The sequence below is a fragment of the Amycolatopsis sp. NPDC051071 genome, from assembly GCF_040682875.1.
Taxonomy (GTDB): Bacteria; Actinomycetota; Actinomycetes; order Mycobacteriales; family Pseudonocardiaceae; genus Amycolatopsis.
The window spans coordinates 26,320-49,039 of the sequence record NZ_JBFBBY010000014.1 but is presented as its reverse complement, the minus strand read 5'-3'; the positions used below and the strand labels follow the sequence as shown (position 1 = coordinate 49,039).

The 22,720-nt window shown below is 68.6% G+C and carries 17 protein-coding genes; 5 read left to right on the top strand and 12 right to left on the bottom strand.

Annotated features, from left to right (window positions below; genetic code table 11):
• The first annotated feature begins 399 nt into the window (after positions 1-399).
• Positions 400-1,086, top strand: a complete 687-nt coding sequence (locus tag AB0M65_RS07410; RefSeq protein WP_364022899.1) for a hypothetical protein — start codon at positions 400-402, stop codon at positions 1,084-1,086.
• Positions 1,087-1,118: 32 nt separating this feature from the next.
• Here the strand turns inward: AB0M65_RS07410 and AB0M65_RS07405 are convergent, their stop codons facing one another.
• The 4 genes from AB0M65_RS07405 to AB0M65_RS07390 form a co-directional block, all read right to left on the bottom strand.
• Entirely contained in the window at positions 1,119-1,373 is a 255-nt protein-coding gene (locus AB0M65_RS07405) for a hypothetical protein (protein WP_364022896.1), read from the bottom strand.
• 87 nt (positions 1,374-1,460) lie between these two features.
• Entirely contained in the window at positions 1,461-3,575 is a 2,115-nt protein-coding gene (locus AB0M65_RS07400) for an EAL domain-containing protein (RefSeq protein WP_364022893.1), read from the bottom strand.
• A gap of 105 nt (positions 3,576-3,680) precedes the next feature.
• Positions 3,681-4,730: an alpha/beta fold hydrolase gene (locus tag AB0M65_RS07395; RefSeq protein WP_364022891.1), complete on the bottom strand. Its 1,050-nt coding sequence runs from the start codon at positions 4,728-4,730 to the stop codon at positions 3,681-3,683.
• A 76-nt stretch (positions 4,731-4,806) separates the two neighbouring features.
• The gene (locus AB0M65_RS07390; protein ID WP_364022888.1) at positions 4,807-6,150 is read right to left on the bottom strand and encodes a cytochrome P450; all 1,344 of its coding nucleotides are present in this window, start codon (positions 6,148-6,150) and stop codon (positions 4,807-4,809) included.
• A 170-nt stretch (positions 6,151-6,320) separates the two neighbouring features.
• Between AB0M65_RS07390 and AB0M65_RS07385 the strand changes: the two genes are divergently transcribed.
• Positions 6,321-7,133, top strand: coding sequence for an SAM-dependent methyltransferase (locus tag AB0M65_RS07385; RefSeq protein WP_364022885.1), 813 nt, complete (start codon positions 6,321-6,323; stop codon positions 7,131-7,133).
• A gap of 55 nt (positions 7,134-7,188) precedes the next feature.
• On the opposite strand, the gene AB0M65_RS07380 is transcribed toward AB0M65_RS07385, so the two are convergent.
• Complete coding sequence (locus AB0M65_RS07380; protein ID WP_364022882.1) at positions 7,189-7,680, bottom strand: hypothetical protein; 492 nt, start codon at positions 7,678-7,680, stop codon at positions 7,189-7,191.
• A gap of 124 nt (positions 7,681-7,804) precedes the next feature.
• Between AB0M65_RS07380 and AB0M65_RS07375 the strand changes: the two genes are divergently transcribed.
• Positions 7,805-10,552 (top strand): BTAD domain-containing putative transcriptional regulator, encoded by a 2,748-nt coding sequence (locus tag AB0M65_RS07375; protein WP_364022879.1) that lies wholly within the window; start codon positions 7,805-7,807, stop codon positions 10,550-10,552.
• Here the strand turns inward: AB0M65_RS07375 and AB0M65_RS07370 are convergent.
• The 7 genes from AB0M65_RS07370 to AB0M65_RS07340 form a co-directional block, all read right to left on the bottom strand.
• Positions 10,545-11,342: an alpha/beta hydrolase gene (locus AB0M65_RS07370; protein WP_364022876.1), complete on the bottom strand. Its 798-nt coding sequence runs from the start codon at positions 11,340-11,342 to the stop codon at positions 10,545-10,547. The genes AB0M65_RS07375 and AB0M65_RS07370 overlap by 8 nt on opposite strands.
• Before the next feature lie 608 nt (positions 11,343-11,950).
• Complete coding sequence (locus AB0M65_RS07365; RefSeq protein ID WP_364022873.1) at positions 11,951-14,305, bottom strand: polysaccharide lyase 8 family protein; 2,355 nt, start codon at positions 14,303-14,305, stop codon at positions 11,951-11,953.
• A 109-nt stretch (positions 14,306-14,414) separates the two neighbouring features.
• Positions 14,415-15,872, bottom strand: coding sequence for an aldehyde dehydrogenase (NADP(+)) (locus tag AB0M65_RS07360; protein WP_364022870.1), 1,458 nt, complete (start codon positions 15,870-15,872; stop codon positions 14,415-14,417).
• 16 nt (positions 15,873-15,888) lie between these two features.
• The gene (locus AB0M65_RS07355; protein ID WP_364022867.1) at positions 15,889-17,037 is read right to left on the bottom strand and encodes a hypothetical protein; all 1,149 of its coding nucleotides are present in this window, start codon (positions 17,035-17,037) and stop codon (positions 15,889-15,891) included.
• A 4-nt stretch (positions 17,038-17,041) separates the two neighbouring features.
• The gene (locus tag AB0M65_RS07350) at positions 17,042-18,298 is read right to left on the bottom strand and encodes a glucarate dehydratase family protein (RefSeq protein WP_364022864.1); all 1,257 of its coding nucleotides are present in this window, start codon (positions 18,296-18,298) and stop codon (positions 17,042-17,044) included.
• 2 nt (positions 18,299-18,300) lie between these two features.
• Positions 18,301-19,284 carry a 5-dehydro-4-deoxyglucarate dehydratase gene (locus tag AB0M65_RS07345; protein WP_364022862.1) on the bottom strand — a complete coding sequence of 328 codons (984 nt, stop codon included), beginning with the start codon at positions 19,282-19,284 and terminating at the stop codon, positions 18,301-18,303.
• 46 nt (positions 19,285-19,330) lie between these two features.
• On the bottom strand, positions 19,331-20,842 hold the full coding sequence (locus tag AB0M65_RS07340) for a sodium:solute symporter family protein (RefSeq protein WP_364022859.1): 1,512 nt from the start codon (positions 20,840-20,842) through the stop codon (positions 19,331-19,333).
• Between the two features lie 167 nt (positions 20,843-21,009).
• Here AB0M65_RS07340 and AB0M65_RS07335 point away from each other — a divergent pair, with 167 nt between their 5' ends.
• Together AB0M65_RS07335 and AB0M65_RS07330 are read left to right on the top strand one after the other, a co-directional pair.
• Positions 21,010-21,825 (top strand): IclR family transcriptional regulator, encoded by an 816-nt coding sequence (locus AB0M65_RS07335; protein WP_364022856.1) that lies wholly within the window; start codon positions 21,010-21,012, stop codon positions 21,823-21,825.
• Between the two features lie 35 nt (positions 21,826-21,860).
• Positions 21,861-22,685: an NAD(P)-dependent oxidoreductase gene (locus tag AB0M65_RS07330; protein WP_364022853.1), complete on the top strand. Its 825-nt coding sequence runs from the start codon at positions 21,861-21,863 to the stop codon at positions 22,683-22,685.
• The last annotated feature ends 35 nt before the right edge of the window (positions 22,686-22,720 follow it).

The following is a 22,720-nucleotide window of genomic DNA, read 5'->3' as shown; positions in this document are numbered from 1 at the left end:
GATTCCGGCTCACCCAACGCGCCTGAATCCACACAGTCCCGCACGAAAGGCCCAGTCACCAACAGCCAGTGCCCGAAAGGTCCAGTCACGAACACCAAGCACCCCATTCTGTCGGTGCCCGCCAGCAAGCTGTCCCCGTGCGAAGAGGACAGTGGGCCCGCCATCCGCTGTTCACTGGAACCAGAACCGGTGATCAAGCGGTGATGGCCGTCAAGCAACTCGAAGGTATCGGCGTACCGCGCGCCACGATCTGGCGACGCTGCCACCCCGGAGGGACGTGGCGACTGCTGCTGCCCGGTGTCGTCCTGCTCGGAAACGGTGAGCCGACCGAAGAACAGAAGGTACAGGCCGCCCCTCCTCCATGCCGGAAAAGGCTCGATCCTGACCGGCGTACGTGCTTTGGAGCGCTACGGCCTGCGCAATCTTCCCAAGACCGACGAGGTCCATCTCCTCGTCCCGGCGGAACGGTCGGTCGCCGACAGCGGTTTCGTCCACATCGAACGGTCACGCCGTATGCCAAGACCACGTATAAGGTCCGGCGTCCCGGCAGCGCCGGTGCCCCGAGCCGTGCTCGACGCGGCACGCAGGACACCTCGCCAGGACGCCGTCACGGCGATGATGGCCGAGGCGGTCCAGCGGGGTTTCTGCCTGCCGTTGATGCTCGCCGACGAACTCGACGAAGCTCGCCGGGGAAGTGGCGCAAGAAGTGCGCTCCTGCCGATCCTCGGCGGCGCGCGCTCAGTCGCCGAGGCCGATGCCTGGCGGCTCTGGCAACGATCCGACCTCCCCGATTTCCAGTGGAACGTCAACACTTTCGATACCGAAGGCCACTACATCGCCAAACCGGACGGCTGGTGCGACGAACTCGCGTTCGCCTGGGAAGTCGATTCCCTCGGCTACCACGCGGGCGACGAGGGCTTCCGTGACACGCTCGTCCGCAACGCCCGGTACGCCGCCGCCGGGATCGTCGTTCTCCAGACCCTCCCGTCGCGTCTGCGCTCCGAGCCGGACAAGGTCGCGGCCGAACTCCGGGCCGCACTGGACAGCGCGCGGCTAAGACCCAGGCCTGACGTCCACGTCAGGTGACTCCAGTCCCTTGAACCAGGGCACGCACATCGTCACCATCGCCGCGGCAGCATTCCGCCCAATACAGCCAAAGGTCCGATCAGTACCACCGGAACCACCGCCCCTGAACCCGCTTCGACGGAAACCCGCCTGCGACGCGACGGCCACAGGACACCGGCCAGGACGGCGAGGATCGCGATGGCACCGATCAGCAGGCCGGAGCGGTACTTCCAGTCCGGGCCGAATTCGAGCTGGACGACACCGCCGGAGCCGGCGGGCAGGATCCACGCCTGCTGCCAGCCGTCCACGCCTCGGGCCTACCCGCATATGCATGCCTCCGACGTGCGGTGCGGGACTTGGGATGCTGCCCAATCCGCCCGTGCGCCAGACACGAGCTAACCGAAGTACCTGCCGGTCCCGATGTCGGCACCGGCGGCCTGCCACCAGCCGGCGTCGCCCGCGCTGTCGATCCCCTCGGCGATCACCATCGCGCCCGCTGTGTTCGCGATCTCGATGAGGTTCCGCAGTGAGCGTGCGGCCAGTGGTTCCGTCCGCCGCTCCGCAAGGCGCGGCGCGATCCGGACCGTCTTCACCGGCACGTCCACGAGGCAGACGACATCGCTGGCCGCGCCGAAGTCCCGTAGTTCGGCGTCCACCCCGATCTCGGCGAGAAGATGCAGGTTGTCGACCGTCTCCCCGAGTTCGTCGAGCACGGCGCCCGCCGGGAAGCCCAGTCTCAGCCGTGATGGCCCCAGCTCCGTTTCGGCGAGCACACGCCGCATCATCCCGACGAGATCCGGATCCGCGGCCTGATGCGGAGTCAGTCCCACGACCATCGGGAGCCGGTCGTCCGCCTCCTCGCACGCGGTGCGGATGAGCCATTCACCGAGCGGGACGATGAGGCCGGTCTCGTCGGCGAACCGCACGCAGGTGTCGTGCCCGATCCGGCCGTGGCGGGGATGGTTCCATCCGAGTCGCGCCTCGATACCCGCGGGCGTGCTGTCCGCCAGCCACGTCAGCGGCCGGAAGCCGATCTCGACCTCGCCGGTCTCCCAGGCACCCGCCATCGACACGGCAAGGCCGAACTCGTGCCGTTCCCTGGTGTCGAGCGTGGAATCGGACAGCGCCCACTGCCGGTAGCCGTTGGCCTGCGCCCGGCGCAGCGTCATACCGGAGACGCGCAGCAGTTCGGTCGGCTCGATGTCTCTCGGCGGCCGGTGCACCACCCCGACACACGCGGAGACCGCCACACCGCTCCCGCCTTCCAGGTAGACCGGTTCGGACAGCTCCTGGTTGATCATGCCGATGACGGTGGCCACATCCGGGCTGGTGGCGGTGTTCTGGATGAGGATGCCGAACTCGTCACCGCCGATCCGGGCGACGAGCGCCTCCTCCCCGCCCACCACGGCCCGCAGCTTCGCGGCGACGTTCTTCAGCAGGTCGTCACTCGGTTTCTGGCCGAGCCCGCCCGCGATCAGGGAGAACCCGTCGAGGTCGAGGTGGTAGACGGTGACGCCGAACGCCGGGTCCGCGTGCCGTAGTGCCCGCTCCAGGCGGGTTCTGAAGAACTGCCGGTTCGGGAGGCCGGTCAACGGGTCGTGCAGTGCCTGGCGGCTCAGCTGCCGCTGGAGCAGTGCCACGTCGGTATCGCCGTCGACCAGCGTGATCAACTGCTGCGCCGCACCGGCCGGATCACGGATAACGGCGCCGGTGAAGGCGGCCCACATCGTGTCGCCGTCTTCACCGACGAGTCTTCGCGACAGTTCGAGCCGCTGGCTCTCGCCTTCGAGCAGCTTCCGGTAGCTCTCGCGCAGGCCGTCGGCGTCTTCGAGGTGGACCAGGTCGTAGAGGTTGAGCCCGACCAGGTCGGCGACCGGCCGGTTCAGCAGCTCCGCCAGCGCCGGGTTCACGCGCTGGATGCGGCCGTCGACCCTGGTGACGGCCACCCCGGTCGCGGAACCGGCGAACAGCTGCTCGAAACGCGCCTGCGTGAGTACCAGCTCGCGCCGCGTCTCGCGTTCGAGGGTGACCAGCGTACGGCTCAGATCTTCTTGCTGCGTCTGGATGCTCTCACGCAAAGCCTCGCCGTAACCGGACGCGAGCGCGCCGAGCACCTGCAACACCCGTTCGGGAAGCGACTTCACGTTCTGCAACTCCGGCTCGTGCAAAAGCCCCTTACCGAGTACCTCCATCGTGCGACGCAGACTGTCCGGCCCGACGCACCTGAGCGCGACGAGCCGCGCGCCGACCTCGGTGGCCTGCGCGGACTCGGTGTCGTCACTCAGCACCGCCGCGAACACGTCGTCCAGCAGCGCGGCGAAATGCTCCTCGACTTGGGCGTGGGTATACGGAAGATACGCCGTACTCGTGACAAGGTAAGCCCACTTGCGAGCGAGAGTGGCCCTCGTCGGTGCGGCATTCTTCTTCTTGGGCGAAGCGGAGGAGGCGGTTCTCTTCGGGGCGTTCGGCGACGCGGAGTACTCGGCGTCGCCGGGAAATGGGGCAGTCACGTCTGCCGGTCCTGGGGTCGTTTTCGCATTTCGTGGTGGAGGAGCATCCCCCACGATTCTCGGGGCATACTTACGGTTTATCGGTCACCCAATCGGGTGGTAACCCTATGGTACTGCAACTCCCACCTTATCCCGGAGCCATACGCGGGTGGCATCCCGATAGGCGGACGCGTTGCGATGCAATGCCAGCGAATGTCCGGCACCGGGCAGAACATACGTGGAGAGGTCGGCTTCAGGCCGGTAATACGGCGCTTCCGACGGCCGCAACGTCTGCCCGCTTGAACAGTTCCGAAGCGCGAAGACGCCACAGAACAGGATGTCCTTCTCGCCGACCGCCTGGAAAACGGGTACCCGGATCGCCTTGGTCGCGGGCAGTACGATGCCGAACACGGCGACGGTTCCCATTCCCGGTACCGATACCTGGTCCTTGGTGGCCTCATCCGCGGCGATGACGCCCGGGTCGGCGTTTTCCGTCGCGTAGAACAGTCCGGTACGCGCTCCCGGGTTCGTCGTGAAATACAGCGGATCGCTGCCGAGGGAACCGAGCTGGTCATCGGCGAACGCGGGCCGCAACCCGAAAAGCACGCCGAGGGTCAGTGCAGGAACCGACGGCAGATGCGTCATACCGGTGAGGATCACGCCGTCGACGTCCTGATACGTCGACGCCTCGGCCGCGACGATGCCGGAGCCGACCGAATGTCCGACGATCACGACCTTTTCGAACGGCACCCCGCCGGCCCGGCCTGCCCGCAGATGCCCGATCACCTCGTGCATCGACCGCGCCAGCACCGGCAGCAGAAGCGGAAGGCTGAGCGGTTTACTGCTCCCGCCCGACCCGAGCTGATCCGCGGCGAAGGTCGCATAGCCGTTCTTGGCCATGTCGCGCTGGTACGAGTAGCGATCCGGGTCGTAAGGAAAGTCCCAGTAGGCGCTGTTGTAGGTGCCGCCGTGCACCAGCAACTGGACGGCCTTGGGCGCCGGGCCCTCCGGCAGGCAGAACCGGCCGTGCACGGTGGCTTGTTCGCCGAGCGGACCGGTGACCGGCAGGTCCAGGTCGGAACAGCGGACGTCGACGGCCTCGGCGGGCGCGGCGACCAGGAAACCACCGAGCAGTACGCAGCAGACAGCCATCGCCGTGGCCAGTTTGTACGGCATTCGCACAGAACCCTCTCCGGAATCGGAACGCGCGGAAGGAGGATGAACCCTACACCCGGTAATCGAACACGTACCGTCAGCCCGGATTTCGCCGCACCGCGGTCATCGGCAACCGGTTCGGCTGCATCGTCGCTTTGATCTTGGGAAAGACCTGCACCCCCGGTACCGGCACCAGCCGCCACTTCGCACCGATCGTCGCCGCCACCAAGGCGATCTCCGTCGGCGCGAACTGATGGCCGGGGCACAGCCGGGCGCCGGCGCCGAACGGGATGAACGCGCCCTTCGGCAGCGCGGCTGCCCGCTCCGGCTCCCAGCGATCCGGGTCGAATCGCCCGGGATCGGGGAACCAGCGTGGATCGCGGTGCAGCGTGTGCTGGCTGACCGCGACCTCGGTACCGGCGGGAATCCGCACCCCGCCGAGTTCGACGTCCTCCCGTGCCCGCCGCATCAGGATCACCGGCGGCGTGCGGCGGACGACCTCGCTGATGATCCGCTGGGTGTAGACCAGTCGCGGCAGGTGCTCGAACCGCGCGGGACCACCGGCCAGCACCTCGTCGATCTCGGCGTGGAACCGGCGCTCGATCTGCGGCTGTGCGCCGATTTCGTGGAAGAACCACGCCAGCGCGACGGCCGTGGTCTCGGCACCGGTGGTGAGGATCGTGATGACCTCGTCCTCCACCTGACGGTCGGTCATCTCCTCGCCGGTCTCGTCGTCCTTGGCCAGCAACAACATCGACAGCAGGTCACCGTGGTCGCCGCCCTTTTCGCGGGCCTTGAGGACGGCGTCGCCGATGACCCGCCGCAGACGCGCGGCCGCGGCGTCGAACTCGCGGTTCGCCGCGATCGGCAACCGTTCCACGAACTTCGGCGAGAAGGCCCGGACCATGACGTACTTCAGCATGATCGGGATCGACTTCTGGATCTCCGAAAGCGCGTCGTCGCCGAGTTCGGTGGAAAACAACGTGCGCCCGGAGATGGTCAGCGCGAGATCCTGCATCCGCCGGTCGAATTCCACCACCTCGCCCGGTTTCCACGAATCGGCAAGGTCTACAGCGAGCTTCGTCATCGTCGTCTCGGCGTAGAGCGCGATCCGGCTTCGCTGGAACGCGGGCAGCATCATCCGCCGTTGCCGCTGGTTGAAGGCACCGTTGGAGGTCGCGAGGCCGTCGCCGAACAACGGCCGCATTTTGTCGAACACAATGCCTTTGTCGAACTTCCCCGCGTCGGCGGCGAGGAGTTGCCAGGCCAGTTCCGGTGTGGTGACCAGATAAACCGGCATCGGGCCGAAGTCCAGCCGGACGACGTCACCGTGCGATCGCAGTGACGACAGCAGTTTGAGCGGATCGCGGAGCATCGGCACGGTATGGCCGAGCAGCGGCCAGCGGCCGGGTGCGACGGGGACCTCCGGACGTGGTGCCATCGTGCTCGCTCCCGTGCCTAGGCCGTGTGACGCGGTCACTTTAGGACCGCCGAGTCGCGGCAAGGGTGCCGCCGCCGCACATCCACACGAACGGACGATGGCAACCCGCTCTCCGTTACCCGCTAGAATCCTGTGCCCCAACGGATTCCCACGGAACGGCGGCGACGACGGTGACTTCGAACCTGAGCTGGGTCCCCCCAGAGGTCGACACGAACGTCCCGAACCCGGCCCGGGTCTACGACTACTGGCTCGACGGCGACCACAACTTCCAGGCCGACCGTGACCTTGGCGATCAGGTACTGAAGATCATGCCCGGCGTCCGCGACGCCGCGCGCCTCAACCGCGCCTTCCTGCGCCGCGCCGCACTGCATATGGTCGAAGCGGGCGTGCGGCAGTTCCTTGACATCGGCTCCGGCATCCCGACCGTCGGCAACCTGCACGAGATCGTCCAGCGGGCCGATCCGTCCTGCCGGGTCGTCTACGTCGACCGCGAATCGGTCGCCGTGGCGCATGCGAAACTGCTGCTGCGCGACAACGATCGGTGCGCGGCGCTCCAGGCCGACCTGCGCGACGTCAACGACATCCTCAACGCGCCGGAGACAAGGGAACTGCTGGACCTCGACCGGCCGGTCGGCGTGTTCATGTTGCTGCTGCTGCATTTCGTGCCGGACGCGTGGGAACCGCACACGATTCTGGCCCGGTACCGCGAACGGATCGCCCCCGGCAGCTTCCTCGCGCTCTCCCACGTCGCGGCCGACGCGGACTCGAGCGGGCTCGACGAAGCCATCGAGGCGTACAAGGGCACCCGCAACGACCCCATCCCCCGGACGCACGACCAGGTGCTGTCGTTCTTCGACGGTTTCGACGTCATCGAGCCCGGCGTGGTCGGCTGCGCGATGTGGAACCCGCAAGGCGCCGGCGACATGTCCGACGATCCGGAGATCAATTCCCTCCCGTACGCCGGGGTGGGCCGGAAACCCTGACGGGGCCGCGCTCCCCCTCGTTACGCGACCCCGTCCTCGCCTGACCAGCCACCGGTCAGGGCAGGACGTCGGTCACGGTGTCCTTGATGACCTGCCACTTACCGTGCTCACGTACCAGCGTCAGGCTGATCGTGTAGTGCCGGTTGATGTTCTGCGACGGCACCTTGTAGTAGGCGTCGAGGATCGCGAAGCCCATCGAGCAGTTCTCGACGACGGTGTGGGTGACCGTCCACGGCATGCTGTACTCGTACGGAACCTTGAACTGTTCCTTGACCACCGGCTCCACGTTGGCGTCGTAGCCGATGAACAGCTGCCCCTTGCGGCCGACGGTGACCATGTTCTGGTGAATGATCGCCCGGTAGCGGGCCTCGTCGCGTTTGTTGAAGCTGTCCATGTCCTCCCATACGGCGCGATCGAAAGCGCGCCGGCAGGACTGCCGCTCCTGCTCCGCCTGCTGCTGCTCGCCGGCGGCCGCCGCGGCGGGCACGCCGATCCCCGCGGCCACCACCGCCGCTCCGGCCAACGCCGCGTAATACCGCTTGCGCATAGGGTTCTCCTCATCACGTCCGGTACTTCGTCCACCAGCAGGTTCGTCCGGCGGCGCATCACAGCTGCATCACTTCCACACCGGCGACGGCACGCGGCCGGTTAACCTCGCGGGAGGGGGTGCGATGGAGTTCCGGGTTTTGGGGCCGGTGCAATGCCGGAGCGGCGCGCGGCCGGTGAAGCTGGCTGGTCCGCGGCAGGAGCGGATCCTGGCCGCGTTGTTGCTCGGCGCGGACCGGGTGGTGTCCGTTTCGCGGCTGGTGGACGTCGTCTGGGACGAGGATCCACCCGCCACGGCCACCCGGCAGATCCGCAATCTCACCACCGCCCTGAAACGGGCCTTGGTCGCGGAGGGTGCCCTCGAAGACGTCCTGACCGCCGAGGGGCCGGGCTTCGTGCTGCGGCCACTGACTTTCGATCTGCGCACCTTCGAGGACCACGTCTCGCGTGGCGAGTTCCGTGAGGCGCTCGCGTGCTGGCGCGGCCCCGCACTGTCCGGTGTGGACAGTGCCGCGCTGCGCGGCGAGGCGGACGAACTCGACGAGCGTCGTCTGTCCGTTGTGGAGCGTTGCCTCGACGAGGAGATCTCCGCCGGGGAGGACGCCGTCGCGGAATTGACGGCCTTGGTCGCCGAACACCCGTTCCGGGAGGCGTTCGTCGGACTGCTCATGCGGGCATTGCACCAGCAGGGCAGGCAGGCCGACGCGTTGAACGCGTACCGTCAGGCACAAACCCGGCTGGCGGACGAACTCGGGCTCGATCCCGGGCCGAAACTACGCGAACTCTGCGAGCGGATCCTGCGCGACGAACCGGAGTACGGCAAGATCCGCTGCTTCCTCCCTTACGATGTCCCGGATTTCACCGGCCGGGAGATCGAGATCCGACGCGTTCTCGACGCCGTCCGGCTCGGCCGTCCGGTGGTGGTCGACGGGATGGCCGGGGTCGGCAAGACCTCGCTCGCCGTCCACGCCGCGCACCGGCTCGCCGCCGATTTCCCCGACGGGCAGCTGTTCGTGGACCTGCACGGCCATTCCCCGGCACGCGATCCGCTCCCGCCGGAGGCCGCGCTCGAAGCCCTGCTCGGGCAACTGGACATCCCGGCGAGCCGGTTACCGGGCGGCGAGGACCGGCGGGCCGAACTATGGCGGGCGAGGACGGCCGGGCGATCGCTGCTCGTGGTACTCGACAACGCCGCGAGCGCCGACCAGGTGCGGCCACTCCTGCCCGGTTCCGCGACGGTCGCCCTCGTGGTCACCGGCAGGCGTCGCCTTGCCGCCGTCGACGGCGCCGCCTCGATCAGCCTCGACGTCCTGCCGGACGAAGAGGCGGGTGCGCTGTTCGCCGCCGCGTCGGGCCGTCCGGACGCCGGAGTCGCCGCACTGTGCGGAAATCTGCCGCTGGCCATCCGGATCGCCGCCGCCCGGTTGCAGAATCGTCCACAGTGGACCGTGCAGAACCTTGCCGAGCGGCTGGGTTCCGAACACGACCGGCTCGCCGAGCTCAAGGTCGCCGGACGCGACGTCGCCGCGGCGTTCACCCTGTCCTATCAGGACCTCGACGCCGAACAGCAGCGCATGTTCCGGTTGCTGGGGCGGAATCCCGGCGTCGACTGCACCGTGCCCGCCGCCGCCGCGTTGGCCGGGACGAGCGCGTCCGAAGCCGAACGGCTGCTGGAAGACCTCCTCGACGCTCACCTGCTCAGGCAGCCCGCGCTGGGCCGCTACTCCTTCCACGATTTGATCGCCGAACACGCCCGCAATGCCGCGCACGACGAAGAGGCGGATCCGGCGCTGGGCAGGCTTCTCGATCACTACCGCGACGGCGGCGATGACGGCTGGTACGCGACCGAACGGGCCAACCTCGTCGCGGTGACCCGCCACGCCCTCGACGCCGGTCACGACGACCACGCCTGGCGGATCGCCAAGGACACCGCGGAACATCTCCGGGAGAGCGGCCACCTCGACGAACTGCTCGCCGTGGCACGGACCGGCATCGCCGCCGCCCGCCGGATCGGCGACCCGCACGCGATCCAGCTGAGCCTGGCGAACCTCACGCTCGCGTTCTGGGAGAACGGACGGCTCACCGATGGAATGGACTGCGCCGTCGAGCGCCTCGGCGTCGTCCGAGCTTCCGGCGACCGCGCCACCGAGGCGATCGCACTGTCCAAAGTGGGCGCCCTGCACAGCATGCTCGGCCGCTATCCCGAGGCGATCCGGTTCTATCGCGACGGCCTCGCCGTCGTGGGTAAGGCCACCGACCTCGACGCCGCCGCCACGCTCTGGACCAACCTCAGCAACGCGCAGGAAATCCTCGGCCTGCTGGACGACGCGCTGGTCTCGGCTCGACGGGCGGTAGCGCTGCGCGAGGATCCTCGCGGCACTGTCCTCAGTTCGGCCCAGCTCGGCCTGGTCCTCGCCCGGCTCGGCCGGTTCGACGAGGCGTTCGAGGTCACCGAACGCTCGATCCGTGCTTCACGGGACCTTGGCTACTTGTTCGGCGAGGCATGGAGCCGGATCGACCACGCCGACGCCCTGCTGCTGGCCCATCGGCCCGCCGAGGCACGCGAGCACGCCGAACACGCGTGCGCGATCCTCGCCCGGCTCAACCATCCGTTGCTGCTGACCATGGCGGCCAACAGCGTGGGCACCGCCTGCCTCGCGCTCGGCGAGGCGACGACGAGCCTGGCGCGGCACCGCCTCGCACTCGAAACGGCGAGACGGATCGGCTATCGCCTGCAGGAGGCCCGCGCTCTCGCCGGGATCGGCCAGGCCCGCGCCGCACTCGGCGAAGAGGCCGACGCCGAGTTCCGGGCGGCCCGGGAGCACTACACCGCGCTGGGCCTGCCCGCCGAGCCGCTGAAGGTCGTCACCTGAGGAACTCGGTGAGCGGCCCGCGCAGGGCGTCCGGCTGGTGGAGGACGCCGTGGTCCTGCCCCTCGACGGTGACGTGCCGGGCACCGGGGATCGCGGCGGCGACGGCGCGGGCCGCCGCGCGCAGCCAGGCGTCGCCCTCCCCGCCGTCCATGACCAAGGTGGGTGCGGCGATCTTGGCCAGCCTGCCGTCGGGCAGCCCGTTGCCGGGCCCGCAGAGCGCGAGGTCGTAAGGCAGCGTGTGGGCGAGCCCGGTGAACCAGGCCCAGAACGGGTCGTCCCGCATCCCCTTGACGATCTCGGCCGGGGTGGCCGCCGCCTCGACGAGGAACAGTTCGGCCGCGTCGTCGCGGTTGCCGTCGGCGATCAAGGCACGGACCCGGTCGAAGAGGTCCGCGGCGGGCTTCGGACGGCTGTCGTCGACGACGTAGGGCGGTTCGTACACCGCGAGGCTGGTCATGGCGACGCCCCTGGCAGCGGCCTCCAGGGCGAGCACCGCCCCCGACGAGTGCCCGAACACTGCCGCCGAACCACCGACGTGGTCGATCAGCGCGGCGAGGTCCTCGACTTCACGTTCCACCGAATAGACCGCACCCGGACCGCTGTCACCCCGGCCACGCCGGTCGTAGGCGATCGCGGTGAAGTCCGGGGACAAGGTCGCGGCGAGACCGGCGACGGTCGTCCGGTCGTTGAACGCGCCGCCGACCAGGATCACCGGCGTGCCGTCGCCGGTGCGCTCGAAGGCGATCGGGGTGCCGTCGGCCGAGGTCACGGTCGCGAGCGAGGTGGTCATCTGGTCCTCCACAGGTTCGGTCGACTCTAACTTTCGCCCGTGGGTCGGAGCCGATGACCACCGCTCGACATCACGTCCGGAGTTCGCCGAGAACTCCTGGTGCTCGGTCACCACGTCGTCCGGGACGGCCATCGCGGCGCGGCACCGCACTCACGTGCTCAGGCACGCAACTCGCGTGCTTAAAGGCGGAACTCGCGTGCTCAAACACGGAACTCGCGTGCTCAGGCACGCAACTCGCGTGCTTGAAGACGGAACTCGCGTGCTCAGACTCCGCACACCTGGACGCGGGCTGACCTTTCGGGAGCCCTGCACGCTTTCGGGGTTGCGTGCCTTCGGGCCTGCGTGCCTTCGGGGGCGGCCCACTCTGGCCAGGGATGTCATAAGGGGTCCCCATAGGACGAATTTCGTCCCATGGGGACCCCTTATGACACACCGCGGCCCCGACATCCACAGGAGTTCCGAGTTCCGCCTCCAGGCACGCGAGTTCCGCCTTCCAGCACGCGAGTTCCGCCTTCCAGCACGCGAGTTCCGCGCTCAAGCACGCGAGTCACGTCTTTGCCCTGGCCAACTACCCCGCGAACGACCCATCGCGACCGGCCGCGAGTTCATCAGCCGAGCGAGACCACCTGTGTGGCCCCGAAAGTGCCCGTCACGGGCACCTCGACAGTCTTGCGCCGGACCGTCACCCGGATGACGTCCTGTTTCTGCGTCGGATCCGAAACAGCCAGCTGCCAGCCGTTCCGCACCCGGCCCAGTGCCACGGACGCCGGACCGGACACCGACACCTCGTCGACCGAACCGGCCGCGAAGAAGTTCGCCAGCAGTGTCGCGTCCCACAGCCGGATGGCCTGCACGGCCGCGGTGTTGGCCCGCACCCGCCAGGCCAGCGCCGAGGCGACCGTTTGGAGTACCGAGGCCGTCGGCAAGACGGCGTAGGCGTAGCTCGCGCCCGACGGGTTGACGCCGTGCTCGATCACCAGCTTTTGGTAGCGCCGGGTGTAGGGCACCGTGGTGCCCTTGGTGTTGGCGCCCTTGTCGACGTCACGCCAGGTCCCCGTCCGGTCCTCGCGCAGCGCCGTCACCTCGGCGGCGTCAAGCAGGACGTAGCCGCCGACCTTCTCCAGATGCAGCCATCGCTTGCGCCGCAACGACTCCGAGCCACCGACGAGGCGGCCGTCGGCCAGCAGGACGCCGGAGCCGTTCACGCCGAGGTTGCGGTTCTCGATCGTGGTGCGGATCCGCTCGCCCGACGTGTCGGTGATCCCGGCACCGAGACAGACCACTCCCGACGGCGTGAAGAACCATGACTTTTTCGCGGTCAGCGTGCCGTCCTGCGAGACGAAGTCGAGCGCGTGCGCGCCGTGCCGCGCGTCCCAGCGGACGCCGCCGCAGTGGTCCTTGCCGGTGAGCGGCACCTGGCCCAGTGTCGGCGGCGGGCCGCTCTTGGTAGTGGTGCCCGGCAGCAGTGACGGATCGACCGTCGGCCAGTAGGCGTCGGTGAAGTGGCCCTTCGCCTTGGGCAGGAACAGGTACAGCGAGCCGTCACCGGTGTACCAGCCGTGGAGGTTCATCGAGTTGACCGACTCGTACCGCGAGATCCGCGTCGAGGCGACGCCGAGCGAGGCCGACCAGCCCTCGGTGAGGTGCACCATCCGGTCCTGCTGGCCGAAAACGCGATGCGTCGCGACCGTCGGCGTCGGCCGGATCCCGGTCGCCAGCAGCTCCTGCGCGAATTCGATGCCGGGGATGCCGACGAGGTCGGGGCCCGGCGCGAACCGTTCGGGATCGGGGATCTTGAGGTAGGGCGCGAAAGTGTCTTCGGTGATCCACTTCGCCGCGAGCCCGCTGAGTTCTTCCTTGCGCTTGCCGCTCGCCGAGCGCGCCAGCAGCACGACGGCGCCGGTGAGCTGATGCCCGATGTCGTGGGCGGATTCCCCTTGCCGTGAAAGGAACCGGCCGCGGACCGGCTCCATCAGCGCACCCGCGTAAACGAAGGGGGCGAACGTGTCGGACACGAGCGCGTACGCCGAGTCCTTGACGTCGGCGGCCAGTTCGAACTCCGTGCCCTTGGTGACGTGGATGGCAGCCGCGACGGCGGTGAGCAGGACGATCCCGTAGTGGCCGGGGTAGGGCACCGAGTCGTGCTGGATGAAGGAACCGTCCGTGTGGAAGCCGTCGCCCGCGGCGCGGTCGAGTTTCGCGATGACACTGGCCGCTCCCCTGCCCTCGACGTCGGTGAACGCCGCGACCCCGCGCCGGATCCGGTCGCCGTCCCCGAGTATCGCCCCGGAGACGATGGAGATCGTCGACTTGTCCGCGCGGTTGGCGCCGGTCTCGACGACGCTCGGGTTGTTCGTGCGAAGGTTGGGGTTGCCGGAGAACTTCAGCACCGGCTTCAGGTATCTGGCGAGTTCTTCCGGCGTCAGTTCGTCGGCGACCGTCGCGAGGATGTGCAGCAGATAGAGCGGGATGCCGATCTCGTAGGTGTACCAGTTGCCGATCTCGGCGGTCTTCTCGCTGTACTGATCGCTGGTGTACAACAGTTCCAGCGCCGCTTTGAGCCTGCCGAGCACTGCCGCGTCACCCGACAGCGCGCCACCGGGGGTACCCCAGTTGACCGCGATCGCGCGGAGCCGGGCGTACATCGACGTCGTGAAGTCACTGCCCGGACCGAGCGGGAGATCCTTCCACAGTGGACCGCCGCCGACCGTCATGCTGTCGTTGCAGGCCTTCGCGACCCTGTCCAGGTTCGCCAGCGCGGCGGCGCGTTCCGCCGACGGCCGGTTGATCCCGGTCTGCAGTTCGCGGTAACCGGTGACGATGGCGGCCGTGCTCACCGGGACCGAGGACGCTGCTTGAGCGAACGAGGGACGGGCGATCGCGGTCGTGAGCGCGACCGAGGCGGCCGCCGCCGCGCCTCCACGCAGGGCGGTTCTCCGGTCGACATAACCGAATCCGGGCATGACGGTGCCTCCCAAGGGGCCGAAAGACGGAATCTAGGGGCGGCGGCGTGTGCTGGGCCTCGTGAGTGATTTGGGTCGTTAGAACGACCCAAATCACTCACGAGCTTTTCTAGCGTTTTCCGTCGGTCCTGCGGGGCAGGTCCCACGGGTTGTTCTCCTGCAACGGTTCCGGTAGCAGCGCGTCGGGGAAGCCCTGCCAGGCGATCGGCCGCAGGAACCGCTCGATCGCCGCGGTGCCGACCGACGTGCTCGTCGGCGCGGTGGTCGCCGGGTAGGGACCACCGTGCTCCTGTGCCCAGGTGACCGTGACACCGGTCGGCCAGTCGTTCCACAGCAGACGGCCGGCGACGCGGGTCAGCGACGGGAGTACCGGGCGAATCCAGTCCACATCGGACTCTTCACCTTGGATGGTCGCGGTGAGCCCGGGTTCCATCGCGCCGAGCAGGCTGATCAGCTCGTCCTGGTCGGTGTAGGTGACGATCAGCGACGCCGGGCCGAAGCACTCCTCGCGGACGGTGCCGTCGTCCGCCAGGAAATCCTTGCCGGTGGTGGCGAACAGGGTCGCGCCGTGCGAGATGCCTTCCGCGCCCCCGGATTCGGACAATACCTCGACACCGGCCACGTCACGCAGTTTCGCCACACCGTCGGCGAATCCGGTCGCGATGCGCTCGTTGAGCATCGGCTGCGCCGGGATCGCCGAGACGGCCTCACGCAGCACGTCCTCAAGGCCGTGTCCCGCCGGCAGGAACAGCAGCCCCGGCTTCGTGCAGAACTGCCCGGCGCCGAGGCTGAACGAACCCGCGTAACCCTTGGCGATCGCCTCGCCGCGCGCGTCGATCGCCGACTGGGTCACCACGACCGGGTTGACGCTGCCGAGTTCGCCGTAGAACGGGATCGGCGACGGCCGCGAGGTGGCGATGTCGAACAGCGCCCGCCCGCCGGGGACCGAGCCGGTGAAGGACGCCGCCTGGATCCGCGGGTCCTTCAGCGCCGTCACGCCGTTCTGCTGGCCGTGGATGACCGCGAAGATGCCTTCCGGCGCACCGGCCTTGACCAGCGCGTCACGCAGGATCTCGCCGGTTCGCGCCGACAGTTCCGGGTGCCCGGAGTGCGCCTTGAGCACCACGGGGCAGCCCGCGGCGAGCGCCGACGCGGTGTCGCCGCCCGCGACGCTGAACGCGAACGGGAAGTTGCTGGCGGCGAACACCAGCACCGGCCCGATCGGGGTGAGCAGACGGCGGATGTCCGGCCGCGGCCCCATCGGCCACGCGGCGTCCGCGTGATCGACGGTCGCGCCCAGGAACGCCCCGTCGGCCAGCACCTCGGCGAACAAGCGCAGCTGGAACGTCGTGCGCTTCAGTTCTCCCTGCAGACGCGGGGAGGCCGGGAGGTGGGTCTCCTGGTTGGCCAGCGTGATCAGCTCGTCGGCGGACGCGTCGAGGGCGTCCGCCGCCGCGGTCAGCCACTCGGCGCGCTGGGCTGGGGTCGCGACCGCCGCCGTGCCTGCCGCGGCGGCGGCGGCCGCGAGGATCTGTTCGAGCGTGGCGGGCTCTGTTGCCTGGCTCATGGTTTCTTGCTTCTCCCTAAACGAGTTCTTGCGCGGCGCTGGTGGCGGCGATGAGATCCGCCCAGCGCCCCGGACCGGCGAGGCCGAGGTGGTACAGGTGCAGTTCGGTGGCGCCCGCTTTGCCGAGTTCGGTGGTGTAGGCCTCGATGTCGGGCACCGGGCTCGCCGCCACCGCGGTGATGTAGCTGCCGACGGCGACCTTGCGCGGCAGTTTCGCCCGCGCCGTCGCGACGGACTCCCGGCTGGCGTGCCCGGGTACCCAGTTCTGCAGCACCACCGCGTCGACGTCTTCGGGAACCGACGGCGTCAGCCCCGGCAGCGCGCCGGTGACCCACGGGTCCATCGCGCCGTGGAGCACGATCCTCGGCCCGGACGGGATCTTCGCGAGCACGTCGCGCCGGAGCGCGTCGGTCGCCTGCTGCCGGGTGTCGAGCAGGACCTGCCGCAGGGTGGGCATGATCTTGTCCTCGGTGGCCCGGAGGTCACCACTGTCGATCAGCCTCCGGACCTCGGCGCGCAGCTTGCCCAGTGCCTTCGCCGGATCCTTGCCCGCCGCGGCCCAGGACTCCAGGCAGACGTCACAGCAGCAGACCGACAGCAGCCGCGCGACCGCGGGTGACCAGACGCCGTCGGTCTTCTCATGCTGGTGCTGGTGGACGGCGCCGAGCGGGCCGCACGCCTCCAGGATCACCGAGGCGAAGTCAAGCCCCGCGAGGCTTTCCGCGACCACGTTCGCCGCGTACTCACGCACCGCCGGCTGCGCCGGGCACAACGCCCACGGGTATCGCTCGCCGAAACAGTTGCGCACGGTGAAATCGGGGAACTCCGTGCCCAGCTGCGAGTTGTGGGTCAGCACGAGCCACGCGGCGGCCGGGATGCCCGCCTCGTTCAGCAGCCGGACGGCGTCGCTCGCGCTGTCACGGCTCTCGACCCAGTCCGGTTCGGCGGGCCGCAGCTCACCCCAGGCCTCCTCGCGCACCGGCCGGTACAACGCCGCGTGCCGCGCGACGACCGACGTGCGCTCGGGCGCCCAGGGCGTCGCGGCACGGGTGCTGTGGTACGACACCGCGACGGCGACCTCGTCGACGCCGAGTTCGCTCACCCGCTCCACGAACCCGGGATCGTCGAGGACGTCCCAGGGGTAGGCGTATCCGGTGACCTTCACCCAGTCACCACCGCGCCGTGTTCGGTTCGAAGTTTCCGACGAACTTCCGCATATAGGTCACGTCATCCCGTTTGGTCTGTCCACTTCGGACATAGTCTTCATGGGCCCGCGCCAGCGCGTCGGGGTCGAGCTCGACCCCGAGCCCCGGCTTGTCGGGCACCGCGACCGCACCGTCGACGAACTCCAGCGCACCCGGGGCGATGACGTCGGCCGTCTTCCACGGCCAGTGGGTGTCGCAGGCGTAGGTCAGGTGCGGCGTCGCCGCGGCCACATGCACCATAGCGGCCAGGCTGATCCCGAGATGACTGTTCGAATGCATGGAAAGCCCCACGTCGAAGCATTCCGCCGTGGTGGAGAGGGCTTGCGTGTCCCGGAGGCCACCCCAGTAATGATGGTCCGAAAGTATTACGCCGACCGCTCGCTGCCGGAACGCCGGCTCGATGTCCGCGAAGCGCACGACGCACATGTTGGTGGCCAGCGGCATGTTGGCCCTTTCGGCCACCCTCGCCATGCCCTCGATACCCGGCGTCGGATCTTCGAGGTACTCCAGGACGCCGTCGAGGTCTTCGGCGACCCGGATGCCGGTCTCAGGCGTCCAGGCGGCGTTCGGGTCGATGCGCAGCGGGTGGTCAGGGAACGCCTCCGCGAGTGCGCGGATGCCGTCCATCTCCTGGTCCGGGTCGAACGCGCCGCCCTTGAGCTTGATGGAGGAGAAGCCGTACTCCTCGACCATGCGCCGCGCCTCGCCGACGAGCGCCTCCGGAGTGGTCACCTCGCCCCACGAGTCCTCTTCGGCGCCGATGTGGGCCCCGAACTTGTAGAACAGGTACGCGGAGAAGTCGACGGCGTCTCGTGTCTTGCCGCCGAGCAGGTCCACCACCGGCCTGCCGAGGTAGTGGCCCTGCGCGTCGAGCGCGGCCACCTCGAACAGCGAGTACACGCTGGCGACGGTCTTGCTGACGGAGAACCCGCCGGTGAGGCCGTGCGCGTCGGCGAAGACGACCTCGCCGAGGGTGGTGGCGACCTTCCGGCGCAGGCCGGGCAGGTCGAACACGTCCTGTCCCTTGAGTTCCGGCAGCACCTTCCGGACCTGCTCGAGGAAGGCGAGATCACCGTAGGACTCGCCGAGGCCGACCACGCCGTCTTCGCAGATCAGCTGGACGACACCGCGCAGCGCGAAGGGCTCATGCACGCCCATCGCGTTGAGCAGCGGCGGGTCGGCGAAGGCGACCGGGGTCAGGACGACATCGAGAACCTTCATCTTCAGGCACCGGCCTCGACGGATTTGAGGACGGCGAATCCGTCGTCGACGATCTTCTCCAGCCGGGCGATCTGGTCGGCGGTCGGCTCGACCAGCGGCGGCCGGACCGAACCCGCCTTGTCGCCACGCAACCGCGCCGCTGCCTTGACCAGCGACACGGCGAAGCCCTGTCCCTCGTCCCGCAGCGCCACCAGCGGCAGATAGAACCCGGCGAGCAGCGCCTCCATGACCGCGTCGTCGTTCTCGGCGAGCGCGCGGTGGAACCGGGCCGCGATCTCGGGGGCGAAGCAGTGCACGGCCGAGGAGTACCGCGCGACGCCGATCGCGGCGTAGGCGCGCGCCGAGACCTCGGCGGTGGGAAGTCCGTTGAAGAACAGGAAATCCCGGGCACGGTCGCTGTCGACGGAGCGGATCGTGGTGATGATCCGGCTCATCAGTTCGACGTCGCCGAAGCCGTCCTTGAGACCCACCACCGACGGGATGTCGAGCAGTCCGACCGCGGAGTTCGGGGTGAACACGCCGGTGGAGCGGTGGTAGACGATCACCGGGATCGAGGAATCCCCGACGGCGTACCGCACGTGGTCGACCAGACCCGAAGGCGGACCGGTGACCAGGTAGGGCGGCAGGAGGAGGACGCCGTCCGCGCCGCCCGCCTCCGCCGCCGCGATCCCGGCACGGGCCGACGCCGCGCCGCCGCCCGCACCGACCCATACGGGTACACGCCCGGCAACGACCTCACGAGCCTTACGCAGGATCGCCGCGTGCTCGTCCGGGGACAGCGAGCTGAATTCGCCCGTACCGCAGGCGACGAACAGCGCCCCGGCTCCGGCGGCCACATGGCTCTCGACGTTTTCCGCGAACGCGTCGAGGTTGAGTTCCAGCCCCTCGGTGAAGGGTGTCAGCGGGAACGCCAGCAGGCCGTCGAGCTCGACTCGTGCTGATGAGTTCTCGGCGGGAAAACGTGCCTCGAACTTGGTCTCTACCATGGATTTCTCTTTCGTTCTAGCGGTCGGTCCCGGGTTCGGGCCCCGGTCAGGCAGGCACGGTGGTGCCGTCCTTGGTCTTGCTCGGCGTGACGTCGTCGTCACGGTCGATCGTGTCGATGATCTCGTCGGTAGTGGCCTTGCGCTCGGGCATGAGGTAGCCGAGCCCGATGAACAGCACCAGCGAGACCAGGATCGGGGTGGAGACGGTGACCGCGAGCGTGGCCTTGTAGCCGTAGTAGGCGATCGCGTAGGCGAGCAGGCCGCCGGCCCAGGAGATCAGTGCGGCGCGGGAACCGGACCGGCGGAACCACGGGAGCATGCCGAGCAGCAGCGGAACGGAGATCGGGCCCATCAGCGCCGCGACCCAGAGCACCACGATACCCAGCACACCACCGAGTTTCTCGGCCTGCGTGGCCACCGCCATGGTCAGCACGACGAAGACCACCGTCGAAATCCGCGCGGCGAGCAGCCCCTGTGCGTCGGTGAACCTTCTGGCCTTCTTCCACATCACCGGCATCATGTCGCGGGTGATCACCGCGGAGATCGCGTTGGCGTCGGAGGAGACCATCGCCATGGTGTGCGAGAAGATTCCGGCCAGCACCAGCCCGACCAGACCCGGCGGGAGGAAGGTCGTGGTCATGATCGCGTAGGCGTTGTTGGGGTTCGAGATGTTCGGGATCAGCAGCGGGGCGGCGAACATCGGGAACATCATCACCAGCGGCCACACCAGGTACAGGATCGACGACAGCCGCGCGCCGCGCCGGGCTTCGAAAGTGTTCGGCGCGGCCATGTAGCGCTGCGCCAGGTTCCACATACCGCCGTTGTACTCCAGCGTCTTCACCAGCACGTAGACGAGCAACACGACGGTGGTGAACTTGGACGTGGTCGGGTTGAGGTGTGACGGCGGAAGGTCGCCCCAGACGGTCCACAGGCCGGAGACGCCACCCAGCTTGTCGAGTACGACCCACAGCATCACGATCGCGGCGATGGCCTGGATGACGAACTGGCCGAAGTCGGTGAGCGCGTCGGCCCAGAGTCCGCCGACGGTGCAGTAGATCAGCGTGATCGAACCGGTGATGATGATGCCCCAGGTGTAGGGCACGCCCGCGAAGACGTTGAGGATCGTCGCGACCGCGAACCATTTGGCCGCGATGTCGAAGATCTTCAGCAGGCTGCCGCTCCAGGCGAGCGCCTGCTGGGTGGGCACGTTGTAGCGCTTCGCCAGGTACTCCAGCGGTGAGGAGACACCGAGCTTCGACCGCAGGCGGTTCCACCGGGAGGCGAACAGCCAGCTGCCGATACCGACGCCGATACCGATGCTGGCCATGCCCCAGAAGTAAACCGTGATGCCGTCGGTGTAGGCGACGCCCGCGTACGCGACGAAGAGCACCGCGCTGTAGCCGGACATGTGGTGGGAGATCCCGGCCAGCCACCACGGCATCTTCCCGCCGGCCGTGAAGAAGTCGCTGACCGTGTTGACCCGGCTGTGTGACCACAGGCCGATCACCACCATCAGCACGAAGTACGCGGACACCATGATCCAGTCCAGCAAATGCACCGCTGACTCCTTTCCGCGTCCACGTCGATGTACTCCAGCCGTCGGCGGTCGGCTATTCACATCCATGAACGGAGTCTGTTATAGTGATTATGTTCATCTATAAGAACGCTGTTCGGGACGCTAATATGGCCGAGGTCACAAGTCAACGGCCGGATGGAGGAGTGCGGATGCCACAGCAGGAAGCCGCCGTCACGGTGACGAACGGCGCGTCCGCCGCGCCGGAGCCGTCCGGGGTCAAGTCGGCCCGGCGGGCGATCGACCTCATCGAGACCTTCGCCGCGAACGACGTCTGGCTTTCGCTGTCGGATCTCCACGCGCGAACCGGTTTCCCCCGCTCGAGCCTGCACGGGCTGCTGCGCACCCTGCTCGAAGCCGGCTGGCTCGAAGTGGACACCAACACGGCGCGGTACCGCCTCGGTGTCCGGGCGCTGATCTGCGGCACCGCCTACCTCGACCGCGACCCGGTCGTCCCGTTCGCGACGGAGGCGCTGGAGCGGATCCGGGAGAAGACCGGGTTCACCGCGCACTACGCGCGACGCGAGGGCACCGACGTCGTCTATTTGGAGACGCGCGAATCACGGCATTCGACGCACCTCGTGTCCCGCGTCGGCCGCACCCTGCCGACACACGCGACCGCGCTGGGGAAGGCCTTGCTGGCCGAACTGACGCACGACGAGATCGACGGACTCCTGACCGGAGAGCTGTCGGCGCTGACCCCGAACACCATCACCACGGCCGAAGCACTGCACGCCGAGTGCGCGAAGACCCGCGAACGCGGCTACGCGGCGGAGGTCGAGGAAGGCAGCCTCGGTGTCCGGTGCGTCGCGGCCGTGATCCCGTACCGCATCCCCGGCACGGACGCGATCAGTTGCTCCATGCCGGTCACCGAGGTCACCGACGCGGACGCCGAACGCGTCGGCGAACTCCTCGCCGAAATCACCGCGGAACTCGGCCAGCAGCTACGCCGCGCCGGTATCCGCTGATCATTTCCCGTTTCTTCCACTGACAAGGGGCTCCCATGGCAGACCAGCGCGTCCTGATCACCGGCTCGGCTGGCATCGTCGGCACTCTCATGCGGACGCGGCTTCGCCGTTCCGGGCGCGTGCTGCGCCTGCTCGACCTGGCCGCGCAGCCCGAAGCCGCTGGCGGCGAGGACGTCGAGCTGATCACCGCGTCGGTGACCGACCCGGCGGCGATGGCAAAGGCGTGCGAAGGAGTCGACGCGCTGATCCACCTCGGTGGGCACAGTCGCGAGAGCTCGTGGGAAGCGACACTCGATGTCAACATCAACGGCACCCACACCGTCCTCGAAGCCGCGCGCGCGGCCGGGGTCCCGCGCGTCATCCTGGCCTCCAGCAACCACTCCGTCGGCTTCCGCCGCAACGACGAGGCGGGCGAGAACGGCCTCCCCGCCGACTCCACCCCCCGCCCCGACACCTACTACGGCGTCAGCAAAGCGGCCATCGAAGCACTCGGCAGCCTGTACCACTCGCGGTTCGGCATGGACGTGATCGTCATCCGGATCGGCTCCTGCTTCGAAAACCCGCTCGTCCTCGGCCCGCGCGGCCTGACGACCTGGCTCTCCCCCGACGACGGCGCCCGCCTCTTCGAAGCCTGCCTGAGCTACCCCTCCCCCGGCTACCGGCTGATCTGGGGCGTCTCCGACAACACACGCCGGATCTACTCGCTCGCCGAAGCCGAAGAACTGGGCTACAAGTCGCTCGACAACGCGGAGACCTACGCCGACCAGCTGGCGGACAAGCCGGCGCCGACCGGTGCGGCGGCGGAGTACGTCGGCGGGCCGTTCTGCACCGCTCCGCTGGGGGCCCACAACCCGCTCTGAGTCCTAATTCGCTCTCGATTCCCTTGAGGCGTTAG

Excerpts from the sequence above, each read along its gene's own strand:
- AB0M65_RS07395 (WP_364022891.1), bottom strand. The coding sequence starts at position 4,730 with ATGCCGTACAAACTGGCCACGGCGATGGCTGTCTGCTGCGTACTGCTC.
- AB0M65_RS07390 (WP_364022888.1), bottom strand. The coding sequence starts at position 6,150 with ATGGCACCACGTCCGGAGGTCCCCGTCGCACCCGGCCGCTGGCCGCTG.
- AB0M65_RS07380 (WP_364022882.1), bottom strand. The coding sequence starts at position 7,680 with ATGCGCAAGCGGTATTACGCGGCGTTGGCCGGAGCGGCGGTGGTGGCC.
- AB0M65_RS07375 (WP_364022879.1), top strand. The coding sequence starts at position 7,805 with ATGGAGTTCCGGGTTTTGGGGCCGGTGCAATGCCGGAGCGGCGCGCGG.
- AB0M65_RS07370 (WP_364022876.1), bottom strand. The coding sequence starts at position 11,342 with ATGACCACCTCGCTCGCGACCGTGACCTCGGCCGACGGCACCCCGATC.
- AB0M65_RS07365 (WP_364022873.1), bottom strand. The coding sequence starts at position 14,305 with ATGCCCGGATTCGGTTATGTCGACCGGAGAACCGCCCTGCGTGGAGGC.
- AB0M65_RS07360 (WP_364022870.1), bottom strand. The coding sequence starts at position 15,872 with ATGAGCCAGGCAACAGAGCCCGCCACGCTCGAACAGATCCTCGCGGCC.
- AB0M65_RS07350 (WP_364022864.1), bottom strand. The coding sequence starts at position 18,298 with ATGAAGGTTCTCGATGTCGTCCTGACCCCGGTCGCCTTCGCCGACCCG.
- AB0M65_RS07345 (WP_364022862.1), bottom strand. The coding sequence starts at position 19,284 with ATGGTAGAGACCAAGTTCGAGGCACGTTTTCCCGCCGAGAACTCATCA.
- AB0M65_RS07335 (WP_364022856.1), top strand. The coding sequence starts at position 21,010 with ATGCCACAGCAGGAAGCCGCCGTCACGGTGACGAACGGCGCGTCCGCC.
- AB0M65_RS07330 (WP_364022853.1), top strand. The coding sequence starts at position 21,861 with ATGGCAGACCAGCGCGTCCTGATCACCGGCTCGGCTGGCATCGTCGGC.